This is a genomic window from Chryseobacterium sp. 7, assembly GCF_003663845.1.
Taxonomy (GTDB): domain Bacteria; phylum Bacteroidota; class Bacteroidia; order Flavobacteriales; family Weeksellaceae; genus Chryseobacterium.
Genome location: NZ_RCCA01000001.1, coordinates 1,857,788 through 1,872,767, shown reverse-complemented (window position 1 = coordinate 1,872,767; position 14,980 = coordinate 1,857,788). Strand labels below are relative to the sequence as shown.

At 34.8% G+C, this 14,980-nt stretch carries 14 protein-coding genes; 5 read left to right on the top strand and 9 right to left on the bottom strand.

Annotated features, from left to right (window positions below; all coding sequences use genetic code 11):
* The 4 genes from CLU97_RS08590 to CLU97_RS08575 are packed head-to-tail and all read left to right on the top strand — an operon-like array spanning position 1 to position 5,427.
* Positions 1–1,245: a DUF1015 domain-containing protein gene (locus CLU97_RS08590; RefSeq protein ID WP_121487560.1), complete on the top strand. Its 1,245-nt coding sequence runs from the start codon at positions 1–3 to the stop codon at positions 1,243–1,245.
* Between the two features lie 55 nt (positions 1,246–1,300).
* Entirely contained in the window at positions 1,301–2,704 is a 1,404-nt protein-coding gene (locus CLU97_RS08585) for a M28 family peptidase (protein WP_121487559.1), read from the top strand.
* A gap of 2 nt (positions 2,705–2,706) precedes the next feature.
* On the top strand, positions 2,707–4,065 hold the full coding sequence (locus CLU97_RS08580) for a M28 family peptidase (RefSeq protein WP_121487558.1): 1,359 nt from the start codon (positions 2,707–2,709) through the stop codon (positions 4,063–4,065).
* 3 nt (positions 4,066–4,068) lie between these two features.
* The gene (locus CLU97_RS08575; protein ID WP_121487557.1) at positions 4,069–5,427 is read left to right on the top strand and encodes a M20/M25/M40 family metallo-hydrolase; all 1,359 of its coding nucleotides are present in this window, start codon (positions 4,069–4,071) and stop codon (positions 5,425–5,427) included.
* A 235-nt stretch (positions 5,428–5,662) separates the two neighbouring features.
* Here CLU97_RS08575 and CLU97_RS08570 read toward each other — a convergent pair whose 3' ends face one another.
* Positions 5,663–6,181 (bottom strand): hypothetical protein, encoded by a 519-nt coding sequence (locus CLU97_RS08570; protein ID WP_121487556.1) that lies wholly within the window; start codon positions 6,179–6,181, stop codon positions 5,663–5,665.
* Positions 6,182–6,790: 609 nt separating this feature from the next.
* On the opposite strand from CLU97_RS08570, the gene CLU97_RS08565 reads away from it, so the two are divergent.
* Positions 6,791–7,021: a hypothetical protein gene (locus CLU97_RS08565; RefSeq protein WP_123906630.1), complete on the top strand. Its 231-nt coding sequence runs from the start codon at positions 6,791–6,793 to the stop codon at positions 7,019–7,021.
* A gap of 202 nt (positions 7,022–7,223) precedes the next feature.
* Here the strand turns inward: CLU97_RS08565 and CLU97_RS08560 are convergent, their stop codons facing one another.
* The 8 genes from CLU97_RS08560 to CLU97_RS08525 all read right to left on the bottom strand — a co-directional run bounded on the left by CLU97_RS08560 (position 7,224) and on the right by CLU97_RS08525 (position 14,920).
* Positions 7,224–8,111 (bottom strand): hypothetical protein, encoded by an 888-nt coding sequence (locus tag CLU97_RS08560; protein WP_228437587.1) that lies wholly within the window; start codon positions 8,109–8,111, stop codon positions 7,224–7,226.
* 2 nt (positions 8,112–8,113) lie between these two features.
* Positions 8,114–9,370: a hypothetical protein gene (locus CLU97_RS08555; RefSeq protein WP_228437585.1), complete on the bottom strand. Its 1,257-nt coding sequence runs from the start codon at positions 9,368–9,370 to the stop codon at positions 8,114–8,116.
* A gap of 161 nt (positions 9,371–9,531) precedes the next feature.
* Positions 9,532–9,747, bottom strand: coding sequence for a hypothetical protein (locus tag CLU97_RS08550; RefSeq protein ID WP_121487555.1), 216 nt, complete (start codon positions 9,745–9,747; stop codon positions 9,532–9,534).
* Between the two features lie 119 nt (positions 9,748–9,866).
* Positions 9,867–10,442: a hypothetical protein gene (locus CLU97_RS08545; protein ID WP_121487554.1), complete on the bottom strand. Its 576-nt coding sequence runs from the start codon at positions 10,440–10,442 to the stop codon at positions 9,867–9,869.
* A 164-nt stretch (positions 10,443–10,606) separates the two neighbouring features.
* A complete protein-coding gene (locus tag CLU97_RS08540; RefSeq protein ID WP_228437854.1) occupies positions 10,607–11,644 on the bottom strand; it encodes a peptidylprolyl isomerase in 1,038 nt (345 codons plus the stop codon).
* Positions 11,645–11,725: 81 nt separating this feature from the next.
* On the bottom strand, positions 11,726–12,238 hold the full coding sequence (locus CLU97_RS08535) for an FKBP-type peptidyl-prolyl cis-trans isomerase (protein ID WP_121487553.1): 513 nt from the start codon (positions 12,236–12,238) through the stop codon (positions 11,726–11,728).
* 206 nt (positions 12,239–12,444) lie between these two features.
* On the bottom strand, positions 12,445–13,662 hold the full coding sequence (locus CLU97_RS08530; RefSeq protein ID WP_121486166.1) for an IS4 family transposase: 1,218 nt from the start codon (positions 13,660–13,662) through the stop codon (positions 12,445–12,447).
* 187 nt (positions 13,663–13,849) lie between these two features.
* Positions 13,850–14,920 (bottom strand): branched-chain amino acid aminotransferase, encoded by a 1,071-nt coding sequence (locus CLU97_RS08525; RefSeq protein WP_121487552.1) that lies wholly within the window; start codon positions 14,918–14,920, stop codon positions 13,850–13,852.
* Between the last annotated feature and the right edge of the window lie 60 nt (positions 14,921–14,980).

Below are 14,980 nucleotides of genomic sequence, written 5' to 3'. Positions count from 1 at the left end.
ATGCCTGTTTTTAAACCTTTCCGTGGAATTAGACCTCATAGAGACTTTGAGAGTACTTTCCCTACCCATCCACTGGATAATTTCACCCAGGAAGAGATCGCAGAGAAAGCTCAAGTTGAAAATACTTACATCAATATGATTAAACCCTATGTTGTAAGTAAATCTAAAGATATTGACCGGAATCTTCGAAAGATCCGTTCTACATTTGAAGAACTTCTGGACGAGAAGAAATTGGTCCAGGACAATTCTGCCTACTATCTTTATGAGCAGATCTATCCCAATAAACAGGTGTTCAGGGGACTTCTGGGATTGGCAAGTATTGAAGATTTCTGGAATGGAAAAATCAAAAGACATGAAAGTACCATTCCTCAGAAAAAGGAAAAACTTGCTCATTACCTTGAAAAAGTAAATCTGCAGGCAGAACCTGTACTTCTTACCTATCCTGCCAATTCAAAAATTGAGCTGCTGATGAATCATGAGGAAAAAAATGTCCCTATCTTCAATCATGTGGATTCTATTGGTATCAGACACAAAATCTGGAGAATAGACAACCGTCTGAAATTACAGCAGTTTAAAGAAGTAATAGATCAGATTGATTCATTCTATATTGCAGACGGACACCACAGAATTGGTTCCACAGCAATAAATGCCAAATATCATAAAGAGAAAAACAAAAAGCATAATGGTACAGAGCTTTATAACTTTGTATACAGCTTTATTGTCTCCAACCAGTCGATTAAGATTCATGATTATAACAGAATTTTACATGACCTGAACGGTATCTCTCCTGAAGATTTCCTGAAGGAACTTGATAAATATTTCCTTATTCACGAAAAAGGAGAAACATCATACTACCCTTCTCAGAAATTCCATATTTCAATGTATATGGATGGTAAATTCTACTCTCTTCACGTGAAGCACGATCTTCGTTCCAAAGAAATGTCTCTGGACAATCTGGATCACCACCTTCTGGACAAATATATTTTTAAAAAAATCCTGAAAATTGAAGATCCGGACAGCTCCGAGCTTATTTCTTATGTAAAAGGAACTTCCAATATTAACGGAATCAATCTTTTAAAAGAAAAAGTAGACAGCGGTGAAGGAAAAGTAGGTTTCGGAATTTATCCTGTAAGTTTTAATGATATGATTAAAATTTCAGACTTAAAATTAAGCATGCCTCCGAAATGTACATTCATTGAGCCAAAATTGATTACCGCCCTGTTAATGTACGATATGAAACCTTAATAAATTACTAATTTTTCCCTACTTTTATCAATGGAAAAAGAAAGGTAAATAAAAAATGAAAAAAATATTCATTATACTTCCACTCTTTTTGAGTGGATTTTTATTTTCTCAGAAAAAGCCACAAAAAAACCCGGCAAAAAAAGGGACTGTTGCCAAATTCAATTATCACGATGAGTTCAAAAAAATTTCAGACGAAATTATGACCAACGGTACTGCCTATGATAATCTTGGAGAACTTACCAAAGGCATAGGCCCGCGTTTCAGTGCAACTCCAGGGTATACAAAAGCTGTAGAATGGGCTGAAAAGAAATTCAAGGAAATCGGCATCAATATGATCTGGAGACAGGAAGCTAAAGCACCTGTCTGGATCAGAGGAAAAGAATCCTTACAGATCAAGGCCGGAAATGGAGACTGGAAAAATATCAGAATGCTTTCTTTCGGAAACTCTGAAGGAACAGGCGGAAAAGACCTGACAGGAGAAATTGTTTTAATTAATTCCACTTCAGAGCTTAATGCTATGTCAGTAGGGCAATTAAGAGACAAAATAGTTTTCGTAAACGTCCCAATGGATCCGAAAATTATCAATACGAGTGATTCTTATCTACAGACGGCAAAATCAAAATTAATTTCTGCTTCTGTCATTGCTAAAACAGGAGCAAAAGCTTTAATTATAAGATCACTGACAACTGCTAATGATGACACTCCTCATGCTAAAATGATTTACTACGAACCGGACGATAAAGTTAAAATTCCGGCTTTATCAATTGGAGTAAGATCTGCAGATGAATTGGAGAAAATCTTAAAGAAGCAAAAAGTTACAGCTAAAATCAACATGACCGCCGAATCAAAAGGCGACACGACTAATCCCAATATCATTGCTGAAATTGGGGGCAAAAAAGATTCTAAAGTGATCGTTCTAGGTGCTCAGCTAGACTCCTGGGATGTGGGTGAAGGCGCGGTAGATGACGGAACAGGTGTCGTGCAATGTATCGAAGTTTTAAGAACGCTGAAAGCACTTGGCTATGAAAATAACCACACTATCCGCGTTGTTCTATATGCCAACAGTGAAAATGGCGGACAAGGGCGTGAGATGTATGCCGCTTATGTAAAAAAGAAAGACGAAAAACATGTCTTTGCCCTAGGAACTGATGCAGGAGGATATTCTCCACGAGGATTCTCTTTAGATATGTCCCCGCAGAGAAGAAGATTGGTTTATCCATGGAAGGAGTATTTTCTGCCTTATGGAGTTTATGATTTTGATCAGACAGAAGCCATTCAGGATATTTCTCCTTTAAAAAAACTGGATATCCCTTTAGCAGAGCTTGTGGTAGACACACAGAGATATTTTGATTATCATCATTCTGAGCAGGATACTTTTGATAAAGTGAACAAAAGAGAGCTTCTTCTGGGAGCCATTGCAATAACACAGATGATTTTTATGGTTGATAAAAACTGGTAACGATGAAAAAGATAACAGGGACTTTATTATTGCTTTTTGGAATGGCTGCATTTGGTCAGTCTAAAGAAGATTCTATTCAGTTCAGAAAGATTTCTACAGAAATTCTGAACAATGGCAAAGGATATAATGAACTGAGAGAGCTTACCAAAACAATAGGCAATCGTTTAAGCGGTTCAGAAGCTTATGAAAAATCCGTCCAATGGGCAGCTCAGAAACTTCGTGATGCCGGAGCTGATAAAGTATGGCTTCAGGAGGTAATGATTCCGGTATGGGTAAGAGGAAAAGAATCGCTCCACATTCAAACTTCTAATGGAAAATGGAAAAGTATCAAAATGCTTTCCCTTGGAAATTCCGAAGGAACCGGAGGAAAAGATGTTTCCGGAGAAATTATCATGGTGAAATCACTGGAAGAATATGACCAACTTCCCGCTGAAAAGATAAAAGATAAAATTGTATTTTTTAATTACCCTTTTAACCAAGGAAATGTACAGACATTCATCTCTTACCGTGATGCAGGAGCTTACAGACGAACCGCAGCTTCACTAACCGCTAAAAAAGGGGGTAAATTTGCCATTATCAGATCCCTCTCTTCTGCTTTCGATGATGTTCCACATACTGGAAACATGCGCTATGACGAGAATATTTCAAAAGTACCGGCCATCACAATAGGAAACACTTCTGCTGATGAACTGGAAATATTATTGAAGAATCAGAAAGTTACTGCTAAGCTCAATTCCAACTGTGGAATGAAAGGAGAAAAGCTCTCCCACTCTGTGATCGGAGAAATCACGGGTAAAAAAGATAAAAGCGTTATTGTTGTCGGCGGACACCTTGATTCCTGGGATGTAGGCGAAGGTGCTCATGATGACGGAGCCGGAATTGTTCAAAGTATTGAGGTTTTAAGAACCTTTAAAAAATTGGGTATCCAAAACAACCATACCATCCGTGCTGTTTGCTTCGCCAATGAAGAAAACGGAACAAAAGGCGGAAAAGAATACGGTAAAGTTGCCAAAGAAAACAACGAGAAACATCTTTTTGCCATAGAATCGGATGCAGGAGGCTTTTCACCACGAGGAATTTCCCTTGAAATGAATGAACCTCAAAGAAACCAGATCAAAAGCTGGGTGAATTTATTTTTGCCTTATGGTGTTTACAACTTTGAAGGTAAATATTCAGGATCTGATATTGCTCCCCTCCATGAAATGGGAGTCCAAACGGCAGAGCTGGTACCCGATCCGCAACGTTATTTCGATATTCATCACACAGAAGAAGACACTTTTGAAAAAGTCAACCGAAGAGAACTGTTACTCGGTTCTGCGGTGATGGCACAACTTATTTATATGATTGATAAAAATTGGTAAACAATGAAAAAGATATTAGGAACTTCATTATTCCTTTTTGGAATGGTCGCTTTTGGCCAGTCTAAAGAAGATTCTATCCAGTTCAGAAAAATCTCAACAGAAATTCTGAACAACGGAAAAGGATATACAGAGCTTAGAGAGCTTACAAAAAACATAGGTCATCGTTTAAGCGGTTCTGAAGCCTATGAAAAGTCCGTAAAATGGGCAGAACAGAAACTTCGTGATGCCGGAGCTGATAAAGTATGGCTTCAGGAGGTCATGATTCCGGTATGGGAAAGAGGAAAAGAGTCTTTACAAATCCAAATCGGTAACGGAAAGTGGAAAAGCCTAAAAATGCTTTCCCTTGGAAATTCTGAAGGAACAGGAGGAAAAGATGTTTCCGGAGAAATTATTATGGTAAAATCCATGGAAGAGTATGATAAACTTCCTGCTGAAAAGGTGAAGGATAAAATTGTATTCTTCAACTACCCTTTCAGCCAGTCATTCATAGAAACTTTCAAAGCATATGGCGATGCCGCCAAATACAGAACTACAGCAGCTTCTTTAACAGCAAAAAAAGGAGGTAAATTTGCCATTGTTAGGTCATTATCTTCTGCTTTTGACGATGTTCCTCATACCGGAGCGATGCGTTATGAAGACAAAGTTTCCAAAATACCCGCTGTAGCCATCGGAAGCACCACAGCAGATGAGCTGGAAGCTTTGTTAAAGAACCAGAAAATTACTGCCAAACTTAATTCAAATTGTGGAATGAAAGGCGAAAAGCTCTCCCACTCTGTGATCGGAGAAATCACAGGTAAAAAAGACCAAAGTGTTATTGTTGTCGGCGGACATCTGGATTCCTGGGACGTAGGCGAAGGCGCTCATGATGACGGAGCCGGAATTGTACAGAGTATTGAGGTATTAAGAACCTTTAAAAAGCTAGGCATCCAGAATAATCACACCATCAGAGTGGTCTGCTTCGCGAATGAAGAAAACGGAGTAAAAGGCGGAATTCAATATGGTAAAACAGTAAAAGAGAAAAATGAAAAACATCTTTTTGCCATAGAGACAGATGCCGGAGGTTTTGCGCCGAGAGGTATTGCGCTGGATATGGATGATGTAAAAAGAAGTCAGATTAAAGGCTGGTCAAACTTATTCCTTCCTTATGGAGTTTATAATTTTGAAGAGCGGTTTTCAGGAACAGATCTTTACCCACTCCACGATATGGGCATTCCTGCCGCTGAATTGATGCCGGATTCTCAGCGTTATTTTGACATTCACCATACCGAAGAAGACACTTTTGAAAAGGTGAACCGAAGAGAGCTTTTATTGGGCGCTACAGCCCTGACTCAAATCATTTATATGATTGATAAAAACTGGTAAAATAGAAAACCGTCTCTAGAGGCGGTTTTTGTTTTTAAAACACGGATACTACTTTTCAATAGGAATAGTCTCTGACCTATAGTTGCATATTTCTTAATCAATAAATTTCACGTATTCCATTTGTGAAAAATATTTGTGGTATTAATGGTTCTTAAAATTAAACACAAATTACACTAATAATTTCACCAATAACACAAACTCAATAAAATAATTTATAGCTCTTTCCGACGTTAACTTATCTGATTTTTTTACCTCTGATTTTACGTTTATACAAAAAATTCCGCCACCAAAAAATTTTCCATCTGTGATCTATCCCGCCTCCTGATTCCCAATTTGCATCAAACTTTCCACCTTCCCATGCATATACAGGCATAGGAATCTTTGAATGAAACATGGGCATATTATCTTTTACTAAAGCCAAGTAATCAGGATTAAGATTTGATTTCCTGTAATATTGAATTTCGAGAATCGTTTCGTTCTTATTGGTTCGAAAAATATACAGAATAACATCGTAAAGGTCTTCCATTTCCCTGTGCAAAATTTCTATGGCAGAATCTAAATCCAATACCATTTTTGAATTATTAATCCTGCTGCGGGAGGCTCTATACTCGCGGAATCCTGATTCAAACTCATTAAAATCAGATACGATAAAAAAGAGATTATCAGAAACAATATTCCAGCAATGAACTTTTGCCAGTTTTAAAACACTGGCAACACAAAACTCGATATTATTTTTTAAATCCTCCTGATTCATCTCTTCAAATGATTGGTAAAGAATTTTAAGATATGAAAAAAATTAACCATTTCGCTATTATTATCCTATTTCAAATTATCGAATACCGATCTCGATTTTTTTCTACGTTTAAGGAAATAATCACCCAAAACACCCTCCAATACGCACTTTCATAATTTCCAAAAACAAAGTGTTAATCGGCAAATCAAAACTTTGGCATGAAATTAGCATGTAAGATAATGAGAAAAAAATTATAAAAAGACACTAAGGATGAGAAAAAAGGTTTTCTGTGGATTTTCAGTTTTTCCACCGATTCAAGTTCATATCTAGTATATGAATCCTTTTTTTTCTACGATGCCGTACAAGATACGGGTTCGTGATTAACTAACTCCCCCGTTGGTTTTTCACAGCAATTTTGCACCCCGTATCTAACTGGTATCATCAATAACCAAGAATCTTTATAGATTCAAAAAAAACAAAAATTTCCCGGACTTTTAGCCCGGAATAACGATATAGATAAACGGCAAAGTCATCGTGAACCTTAGCCCAGTAAAGGAATGTTTATTCTTTTTACCGTGATGAGTACGCCTTTATTTTTTAATTAATTGTATAACCCTTAAAATGTAAGTAATGATGAGATCCTTTTTTGAAATGATTTTTAAGAGAAATGAAGATGCTGCAAAATTGAATATCTGGAGCCTGTTATTGGTTCTGAGCTTTGCTGCGTTTTCTGTATTGGTATACGCTTCAAAACCAAGCTTCAATAGCTTAATTATATACCTAACGGCATTTGCCGCCTATTTAGGCTTTGGCCTTGTATTCATCAGTTCCCTTGCCGGAAAAGAGATGAAGAAAAGATAACAGAAAACATAACTTTCAATTTACTTTTACTGAAAAACCGCCCTATTTGGGGCGGTTTTTTTGTTATTTTTATATTAAGCTTCAAAAAATTTCTTTCGATTCAAATCAAAATAATCTATAAATATGGCAATTATGCTCTTTAATTCAGGCTCCAAATCATTAGGTTTCATTATTATTTGACTAAAAGCTAAGCTCTCAAACTTTAATGAAAGTCTAAATAAATTTTTAATAACATCTTGCCTTGAAAAAATTCTTTTAAAATATCTACATCTGAATTATCAATAATACTCTTTATTTGTGATACAGTCTTATTAGATCCAGCTATTTTAACTGCCATTTCAATTGTTCTTTGAACACCTTCTTTGCCAAAGTTTCCATACTTTAACCCATTTTCTAAAACTAATTTTCTTTCATCTGGTTGTAAAAATGAAATATCTTTCATAATGTAATCTAAAGTCAATAAATTATGAGATAAAAAAATGTATAGCATTCTTAATCCAGCAATTTGTTTTTGGGGATCTAAAATTTTATATATTAAGTATTTCAGGAAAATTAAATTTGTATTGTAACCACTAAAATCTAGTTCATCCAATAGTCGAGATTTTGATTGCTCATATAAATCTTTCCATGATTGTTTACCGAACGTTTTATAACTATAATGTTCTGAGAATATTTTTAAAATTTCTTCTTCACTAATTCTATCTGATAGCTCATAAGTTAATTTATGCAAAAAATTACCATCTAATATTGTAATATTATGTTTATTTGCAAACTCTCTTATTACTTCTTTTCTATCCATTGTTGCAACAACACAACTATCAAAACCTAATAGTTGTTGTACACCTTTTGTCCATAATATTCTTTCAAATGCTTTTGGTGACTTTTTATTTTTTATATCAACATTTGTTAGCTCTCTAGACAATGTTGATATACGCCCATACAAAAACAAATCTATATCTGTGATGTCATTACCCTTAAAGTTATATTTAATTCCTCTGCTAACATAATAACCATTATTTAAAAAATATATTCTTAATTTTTCTTCCATCAATTCACCTTTAAATAATTCTGGTTGTATTTTTTTTTCCATAACTAATACCTTAATGTTCTTAACAAATCACTTATATCCGCATTTACTCTACTCCTCTTCTTTAATCTAATATCACTTCTTATTTCTTCTGGTCCTTTATACGTTGAAATATTTGATGAGGAACTAAATCCTTCCAGTGTTGGTTGTTCTGCTAACTCCCCATTTTCGATAACCTCAAGGGCAACTAAAGCTACATCATATTTTAAAAGTTTCATATAATATGTATTTTTAAATGCTCTTTCTAATTCTATTACCCTATTAACCTCTAATACTTTATAATCTTCTCCAATTGCTGTACACGGCCCAACCTTCTCACCTCTCAAAAGCTTTCTTAACGTATTTTTTAACATAACGTAATCTTGAATTTTTCCTCTAGATAAAGAACTTAATTGCAACCCATATATTAACGAAGATATAAATGCTTTCGCTAAATCTAAAATATCTTCTTCAAATGGATTGCCATATTTTGCAAAAGCTGATGGTTTTGTAAGATATACTTTACTATGAGTATTGTTACTCACCTCGTTAAAATCAAAATATCCTATTACTTTTAGCTTCTCCATTAGTATTTTCCCTAATATCATTTCTGCCCTCTCATATATAATACAACCTTCATCTAAGATCAATTTATCAACTTCTTTTAAATTGGTCTGATCAACATCACTCAAACTATCAAAAATTTTTCTAGCTTTATTTAAATCATTTCTCTTGAAAAGGTTTCCATTAAAATATGTCTTTTTCTTATCAATATTTTCAAAATCTAATATACCTATTTCTTCTGCCTGAATAAATAATTCATTGGTTGATTTATCACTAATTTTAAAAGAATCCGAAATATATTCCTTTAAAAATTTTTCTTCTAAAGGATTATCAGATATTTTATCTGCTAATTCCACTGAAGCACTTTGAAATTTAGTTTCTTCATTTTCCTCAAACAAATCAGCTGTATGTTCTAAAATATTTGATGATGTTAATCCAAGAATAACCAAGTTCCCATTCGTATCAAAATCAATCAACTGCGCATTTTTTAGAAAGCTCGTAATTGAGGGAAGTTCTAATTTTTTATTAATTTTTGAATTAATTGCAATTGCATCCACTTTGTCTTTGCTTAAAGAACTTTCTTCATTAGACGCAGCTAAATTAGCCAATAAAATACCGCTTTTCCCAGCAAGTTGCAAATCATCAAAATTAGATGTGCTATAATCCTGTAATTTTTTTGTATGATTAATAATCCACGCTCCTTTTGTTCTTTTTTTCATTTTCAATAGTTTTCATGTTAACTTTTAAATTTATAAATATAAGTTCAGATCACTTTACGGGAAACCGTATTTCTATGATATTTCCAACAAAAAAGCCACCCCATCCGGAGCAGCCCTCGCGACGGCAACAAGTGCTATCGTCACATCGTAAAATTTATTCTTTATAATAAATCCTTCATCATTTCATCGAGAATCTTTTTGGTTTCTTCCTCAATCATTTTTCCGGACTTTTCAACGAGTTCTTCTCTGAACAGCTCACAGCAGGCTTTGATTCCGAACCCTTCATCTGTTTTTATCAATTCCGGATGCAGACCGTGTTCTTTACAAACTTCCGATTCTATTTCTTTCTTTATCAGGTCGTAATTCAGATCAAACATATTTTCTATTTTGTTTCTTATAAGTGCTGGATAAAGATAGAAGTAATAAACCCGTACCGAAATCCGTATTTCTACGGTATTTACGGGAAACAAAAAATTGATGCTTACTGCTTAACCTTTTAAAATTTATCCAGAATTTTCTTCGGTAAGACTTTCACAAGTTCTTTTTTATATTCTTTTTCCAGGATAACAAACTTCCATGTCTTTTTATCTTTTGAAACAGCACAGGCTTTCATACTGGCATTGATTAGGTAAGAACCTTCGCTGGCTAAATATTTTACATTATTCGCGCCATATTTAGCTGTTAAACCGCTATTCATCTTTTGTTTCATCTCATCATTTAATGAACTGACATTGCATTTCAGTTTCAAAAAATAATGGGCAATAGAAAAATATTCACCTGTAATGAGTTCGGACTTTTCAATATTTCCAAACTTTAAATCCTGCACTTCAATTTTCATGAATGGATTATTGTAGGTCATATTCAAAATCTGTGTCATCTGCTCTTTTGAAACTATGGTGAAAAATTTTGGATATATACAACTTACCGCTTGATCGATATTTTTAGATTTAATACTGTTTATAAAGTAAGTAAGTGATTTTTTTATTGCTGCATCGTCAGCATTGGCCTTGGTCTGCGAAAAAGCCATAAATGACAACAGAAAGAACAGAAACAGAAGTGATTTGGTTTTCATTATGAAATGGTGTTATAAATTAAGATTATTTTTTACCAGAAAATTATTAAACTCTCCAGCTCTCAAAATGGGTCGCAACATTTATGCAGATCGTTACAGAATATATCTGAGCCAAATAAAAAAGCCGTCCTTATCGGACGGCTTCATATCTTAAAAATATTCAATTATTTTACTTTTACAAGCTCAACATCGAAAACTAACCAAGAGTTTGGCGGGATCACTCCTCCTGCTCCTCTTTCTCCGTAAGCCATTGCCGGCGGGATCAATAATGTAGCAGTTTCACCTTCTTTCAACAATAGGATACCTTCATCCCATCCTTTGATTACTCTTCCCATTCCGATTGGAATTTCGATAGGCTCGTTTCTCTTGAATGAAGAATCAAATTCAGTTCCGTCTACCAATTTACCTGCATAATGTACAGATACATTGTCACCAACCTTTGGAGCTTTACCGTCAGCTGTTTTTGTGATTTTATAGTAAAGACCTGATTCAGTTTTTTGCATACCAGCTTTTAGATTTTCAACTAATTTCTCCTGGTTAGCTTTGAATTCTTCTTCTTTTTTCTTCTTTTCAGCTTCTTCTTTAGCGATGAAAGCTTTATTGTTTTCTGCGATTTTAGCTTTTCCTTCATTGAAAGTCTTCGCTGCATCGTAGTGCTTGTACTCGTCACCTTTGCTGAAAACAGAAACTTTTTCTAAAACGATATCTGTTTTAGGCTTATCCTGAGCTCCTTTTTCTACATTAGCAATAGCATCAATTACATCATCACCTTTTACCACTTTTCCGAAAATAGTGTGTCTTCCGTCTAACCAAGGTGTAGCCACTTCAGTAATGAAGAACTGAGAACCATTTGTATTAGGTCCTGAGTTTGCCATAGAAAGAATACCTTTTCCTGTGTGTTTAAGGTCATTTCTTTCGTCCTCGAATTTATATCCAGGATCACCTGCTCCAGTTCCTTTAGGATCACCTCCCTGGATCATGAAATCTTTGATTACTCTGTGGAAAATAGTTCCGTCATAGTAAGGAACTCCCTTAGCCTTAGCTTTGTTGTCGATTTTCCCTTCTGCAAGACCGATAAAGTTGGCTACAGTTACTGGTGCTTTCTTGTCTTCAAATTTTACAATTAAGTTACCTTTTGTAGTTTGAAGATTGGCATAAAGTCCGTCATTAAGACCTTCGTAAGTTTCTTTGTCTACGTTCATTTTTTTATAAATTGGGGTACAACTCATCAGCGAAATACTTGCCGCTGCCAGAATTATATTCTTGTTAAACAATTTCATGTATTATAAGGCTTTTAATTTTATGATTAATGGAATGTCGTTGTCTATTTTCTTTTCGTCTCCGTAAGTTCCGTAGGCCAAAGAAGACGGCACCAAAAGCGTTACTTCCTCTCCATCATGGATAAAACGCAAAGCGTTTTCCACTGCTCTCAATTCATCAAAGTGCCCGAATTTAGCATCTCTTCTCTCAAAAGGCTGGTCATAGATTTTAGTCTGGTCAAAATCATACAGATCATAAGAATAAGAAATTAAAGATTCATCTTTTCTTCTTTCTCTCTGATCATAGCCTTCTACCGTTACCCAGTAATTAAGCTGCGTAGGATAATATTTCACAGACTGGCCACTGATCCAATCCTGAATCTGGCCTCTTTCTATGACATTGAGGTTTTTCATCCTGTTTTTAGAAACATCCAGATCTTTTTGGCTTAAAACACCACCTACAGGTGGATGTGCCGTCTGTGCATTTCTGTTGCAGCTTAACAGGCTTATGGCTGATATGAAGAGTATTTTTTTCATAAACTTCTGCGAAAATACACATTTCGCGAATTAATTACAAAACTTATCTAGGATTTACAGGAACAATTTAGTGAGAATAAAAATACCTGCTTAACTTCTGGAAAATGATTTAAATATTTAAGCTAAATTTTAGTTTACAGGAAAATTAAAAAGCCAGGAAAAAACCTAGTCATGGTCGGAAGAAATTTCCGACCATTTTTTATGTTTTAAGTTTTGAAGACTTTTGCAGGATCCCCCCCCGCAAATATTATTAAAATTGCGGTAATCATATCCCGAAGTTCCATAGCGATGCGTCTTTTAGCTGTTTTATATCCTAAATTGTTTACTTTTTTGTAAATCAAGAGCAGCATAGAAGCAATCATTGTCATGTAGAGCATTACTTCAATTCCGTTTTTATTGAGCGAAACAAGATGGCTTAAATTCAACTCTTGTTTCATAAATCTGAAGAATACCTCAATATCCCACCTTTTACGGTAATAATCCGATATTTCTTTGGCAGAAAGTTCAAATTCGTTGGTTATGAACCAAAGTTCTTTAGCTGTTTTTTCATTTTTGATAACGATCAACCGAAAATATGTTTCTACTTTTTCTTCACGATGATGAATATTTCCCCGTTTGTTTTGGATGGGTTTTCCGGTGTAAAGCTTCACTTTGCTGTCTTTAATAACTCCCCAATCATCCCATTTTATTGGGGTTTCTGTTTTAATAAAAGATTCAATCTCTTCATATTTCCTGTTTTCTTTGGAACGGATAATAAATTTCAGAAGCTTTTCTTCAAAATCTTTCATCGTCCTTGTAGACTGGATCCCTCTGTCTATGATATAAATATTATCATGATGATCTTCTTTTTTCACCTGGTTCAGAACAGCCTGGGCAAGAGCATTATCTTCTGTTGAGTATTTTTGCCCCGTAAAAACATCTACCGCTGATGGCAAAATTCCGTCAAATGAAAAACTGAATTTCACTAATTTTTTTCCACTTTTCTGATCAATTCCTTCTTTAAGCTTGTTACATGTATCAGCTACAATGGTACTGTCAACTCTGATTAAGTTGTATTTTTCGATTTCTGTCTTGGAATAAAGTTCCGAAAATCTTTCGTACATCTGTTCGTAGATTTCTAGGAAATAATTGGAATCAATTTTTGAAAGCCTCTCAGAAATTGAACTCCTTCGAATCTTTTCCTCTTCCCCTAAGCCAAATAACGCTTTGAATCCACTGCTATTAAAAGTATCTTCGAGTGTTCTTTGACTTAATTTTTCATTATCAAATATGCAATACAAAAGCAGGTAGAATATTTTTCTTCCATGCAAAACTTTACTATAATAATCCACTTTTGTACTTGCGGAAAGGTGACTTAAAAGTGCTTCGGGAATAAATTCTAAAACATCTTTAAGTGATATTTTGTGATCTTTAAAAACTGACATAAACAATTGATTATCAGCAATAAAGATACAAAAAATGAAAAAATGAAACAATAAAACAAATTAAATAGTTGATAATCAATTAATTACAATAATAATATTGAATATCTAAAAACAAAAAGTCGGAAGAAAAAATCTTCCGACCATGACTAGGAAAAATCCCGGCTTTCATATCATTATTTAAATACTGTTAAACTGTTTCAAGAGCGTGGTCTACAATCACTCTCCATCCGAAAGGATCTTCAGACAGGTTGTTTTGAAGGTCTACCAAATCTTTCTTAAGAAGTGCAGCAAAGCTTTCTTCATCAGATAATCTCGGAAGCTCTAATTTCTCTCCTTGGTATCCTAAAGCCTGGAACTGAGTAGTAACAACCGCTGTACCTACTCCCCATACTTCTTTAAGAGATCCTCCTTTCAAAGCTTCAATAACTGTTTTCACAGGAATTGGTTCTACTTTTACTTCGATTCCTCTTTTCTTAGCTAATTGGATGAAACTGTCTCTTGTTACCCCGTCCAGAATTTTCTCAGACGTTGGAGGGGTATAGATCGTATCATTGATTCTTACAAATACGTTCATTGTACCACTCTCTTCAAAATATTCGTGGGTAGCATCATCCGTCCAGATGATTTGTTCGTAACCTTCTTCGATTGCCAATTGAGTCGGATAAAAAGAAGCAGCATAGTTTCCTGCAGCTTTTGCAGAACCTACGCCTCCGTTTGCCGCTCTTGAATAGTGATCAGAGATTTTTACAGATACCGGCTCAGAATAGTAGCTCTTTGCTGGTGTTGCAACGATGGCAAACATATATTTATTAGATACTCTTGCTTTCAAAGCTTCTTCCGTAGCAAAAATCAATGGTCTGATATAAAGAGACATTCCTTCCCCCTGTGGAATCCACTCTCTATCGATATCTACCAATGCTTTTAATCCGTCTAAAAACATTTCTTCAGTTACCTCAGGCATCGCAAGACGCTTTGCCGATTTATTGATACGTTCAAAATTCTTTTCAGGCCTGAAAAGGAAAACCTGCCCGTCTTTGTCTTTATAGGCTTTCATACCTTCAAAACAAGCTTGTCCATAGTTTACTCCCATCATGGCAGGTGTAAATGGTATTGGACCGTAAGGAACTAATTTTACATCTCCCCATTTTCCGTCTTCGTACTCACATATAATCATATGATCAATGAAAGTACCACCAAATGAAAAATTGTTAGGGTCAAATGTAGAAATTCTGGAGTTTTCAGTTTTTTGAATTATCATTTTTTAAAATTTTTACGATGTTCTACAAATTTAACATAATTTTCTAAATATAAAAATTTT

Bases quoted from the DNA above. Each gene is read 5' to 3' on its own strand.
- CLU97_RS08590 (WP_121487560.1), top strand. From the start codon at position 1: ATGCCTGTTTTTAAACCTTTCCGTGGAATTAGACCTCATAGAGACTTT.
- CLU97_RS08585 (WP_121487559.1), top strand. From the start codon at position 1,301: ATGAAAAAAATATTCATTATACTTCCACTCTTTTTGAGTGGATTTTTA.
- CLU97_RS08580 (WP_121487558.1), top strand. From the start codon at position 2,707: ATGAAAAAGATAACAGGGACTTTATTATTGCTTTTTGGAATGGCTGCA.
- CLU97_RS08575 (WP_121487557.1), top strand. From the start codon at position 4,069: ATGAAAAAGATATTAGGAACTTCATTATTCCTTTTTGGAATGGTCGCT.
- CLU97_RS08570 (WP_121487556.1), bottom strand. From the start codon at position 6,181: ATGAATCAGGAGGATTTAAAAAATAATATCGAGTTTTGTGTTGCCAGT.
- CLU97_RS08565 (WP_123906630.1), top strand. From the start codon at position 6,791: ATGATGAGATCCTTTTTTGAAATGATTTTTAAGAGAAATGAAGATGCT.
- CLU97_RS08560 (WP_228437587.1), bottom strand. From the start codon at position 8,111: ATGGAAAAAAAAATACAACCAGAATTATTTAAAGGTGAATTGATGGAA.
- CLU97_RS08555 (WP_228437585.1), bottom strand. From the start codon at position 9,370: ATGAAAAAAAGAACAAAAGGAGCGTGGATTATTAATCATACAAAAAAA.
- CLU97_RS08550 (WP_121487555.1), bottom strand. From the start codon at position 9,747: ATGTTTGATCTGAATTACGACCTGATAAAGAAAGAAATAGAATCGGAA.
- CLU97_RS08545 (WP_121487554.1), bottom strand. From the start codon at position 10,442: ATGAAAACCAAATCACTTCTGTTTCTGTTCTTTCTGTTGTCATTTATG.
- CLU97_RS08540 (WP_228437854.1), bottom strand. From the start codon at position 11,644: ATGAACGTAGACAAAGAAACTTACGAAGGTCTTAATGACGGACTTTAT.
- CLU97_RS08535 (WP_121487553.1), bottom strand. From the start codon at position 12,238: ATGAAAAAAATACTCTTCATATCAGCCATAAGCCTGTTAAGCTGCAAC.
- CLU97_RS08530 (WP_121486166.1), bottom strand. From the start codon at position 13,662: ATGTCAGTTTTTAAAGATCACAAAATATCACTTAAAGATGTTTTAGAA.
- CLU97_RS08525 (WP_121487552.1), bottom strand. From the start codon at position 14,920: ATGATAATTCAAAAAACTGAAAACTCCAGAATTTCTACATTTGACCCT.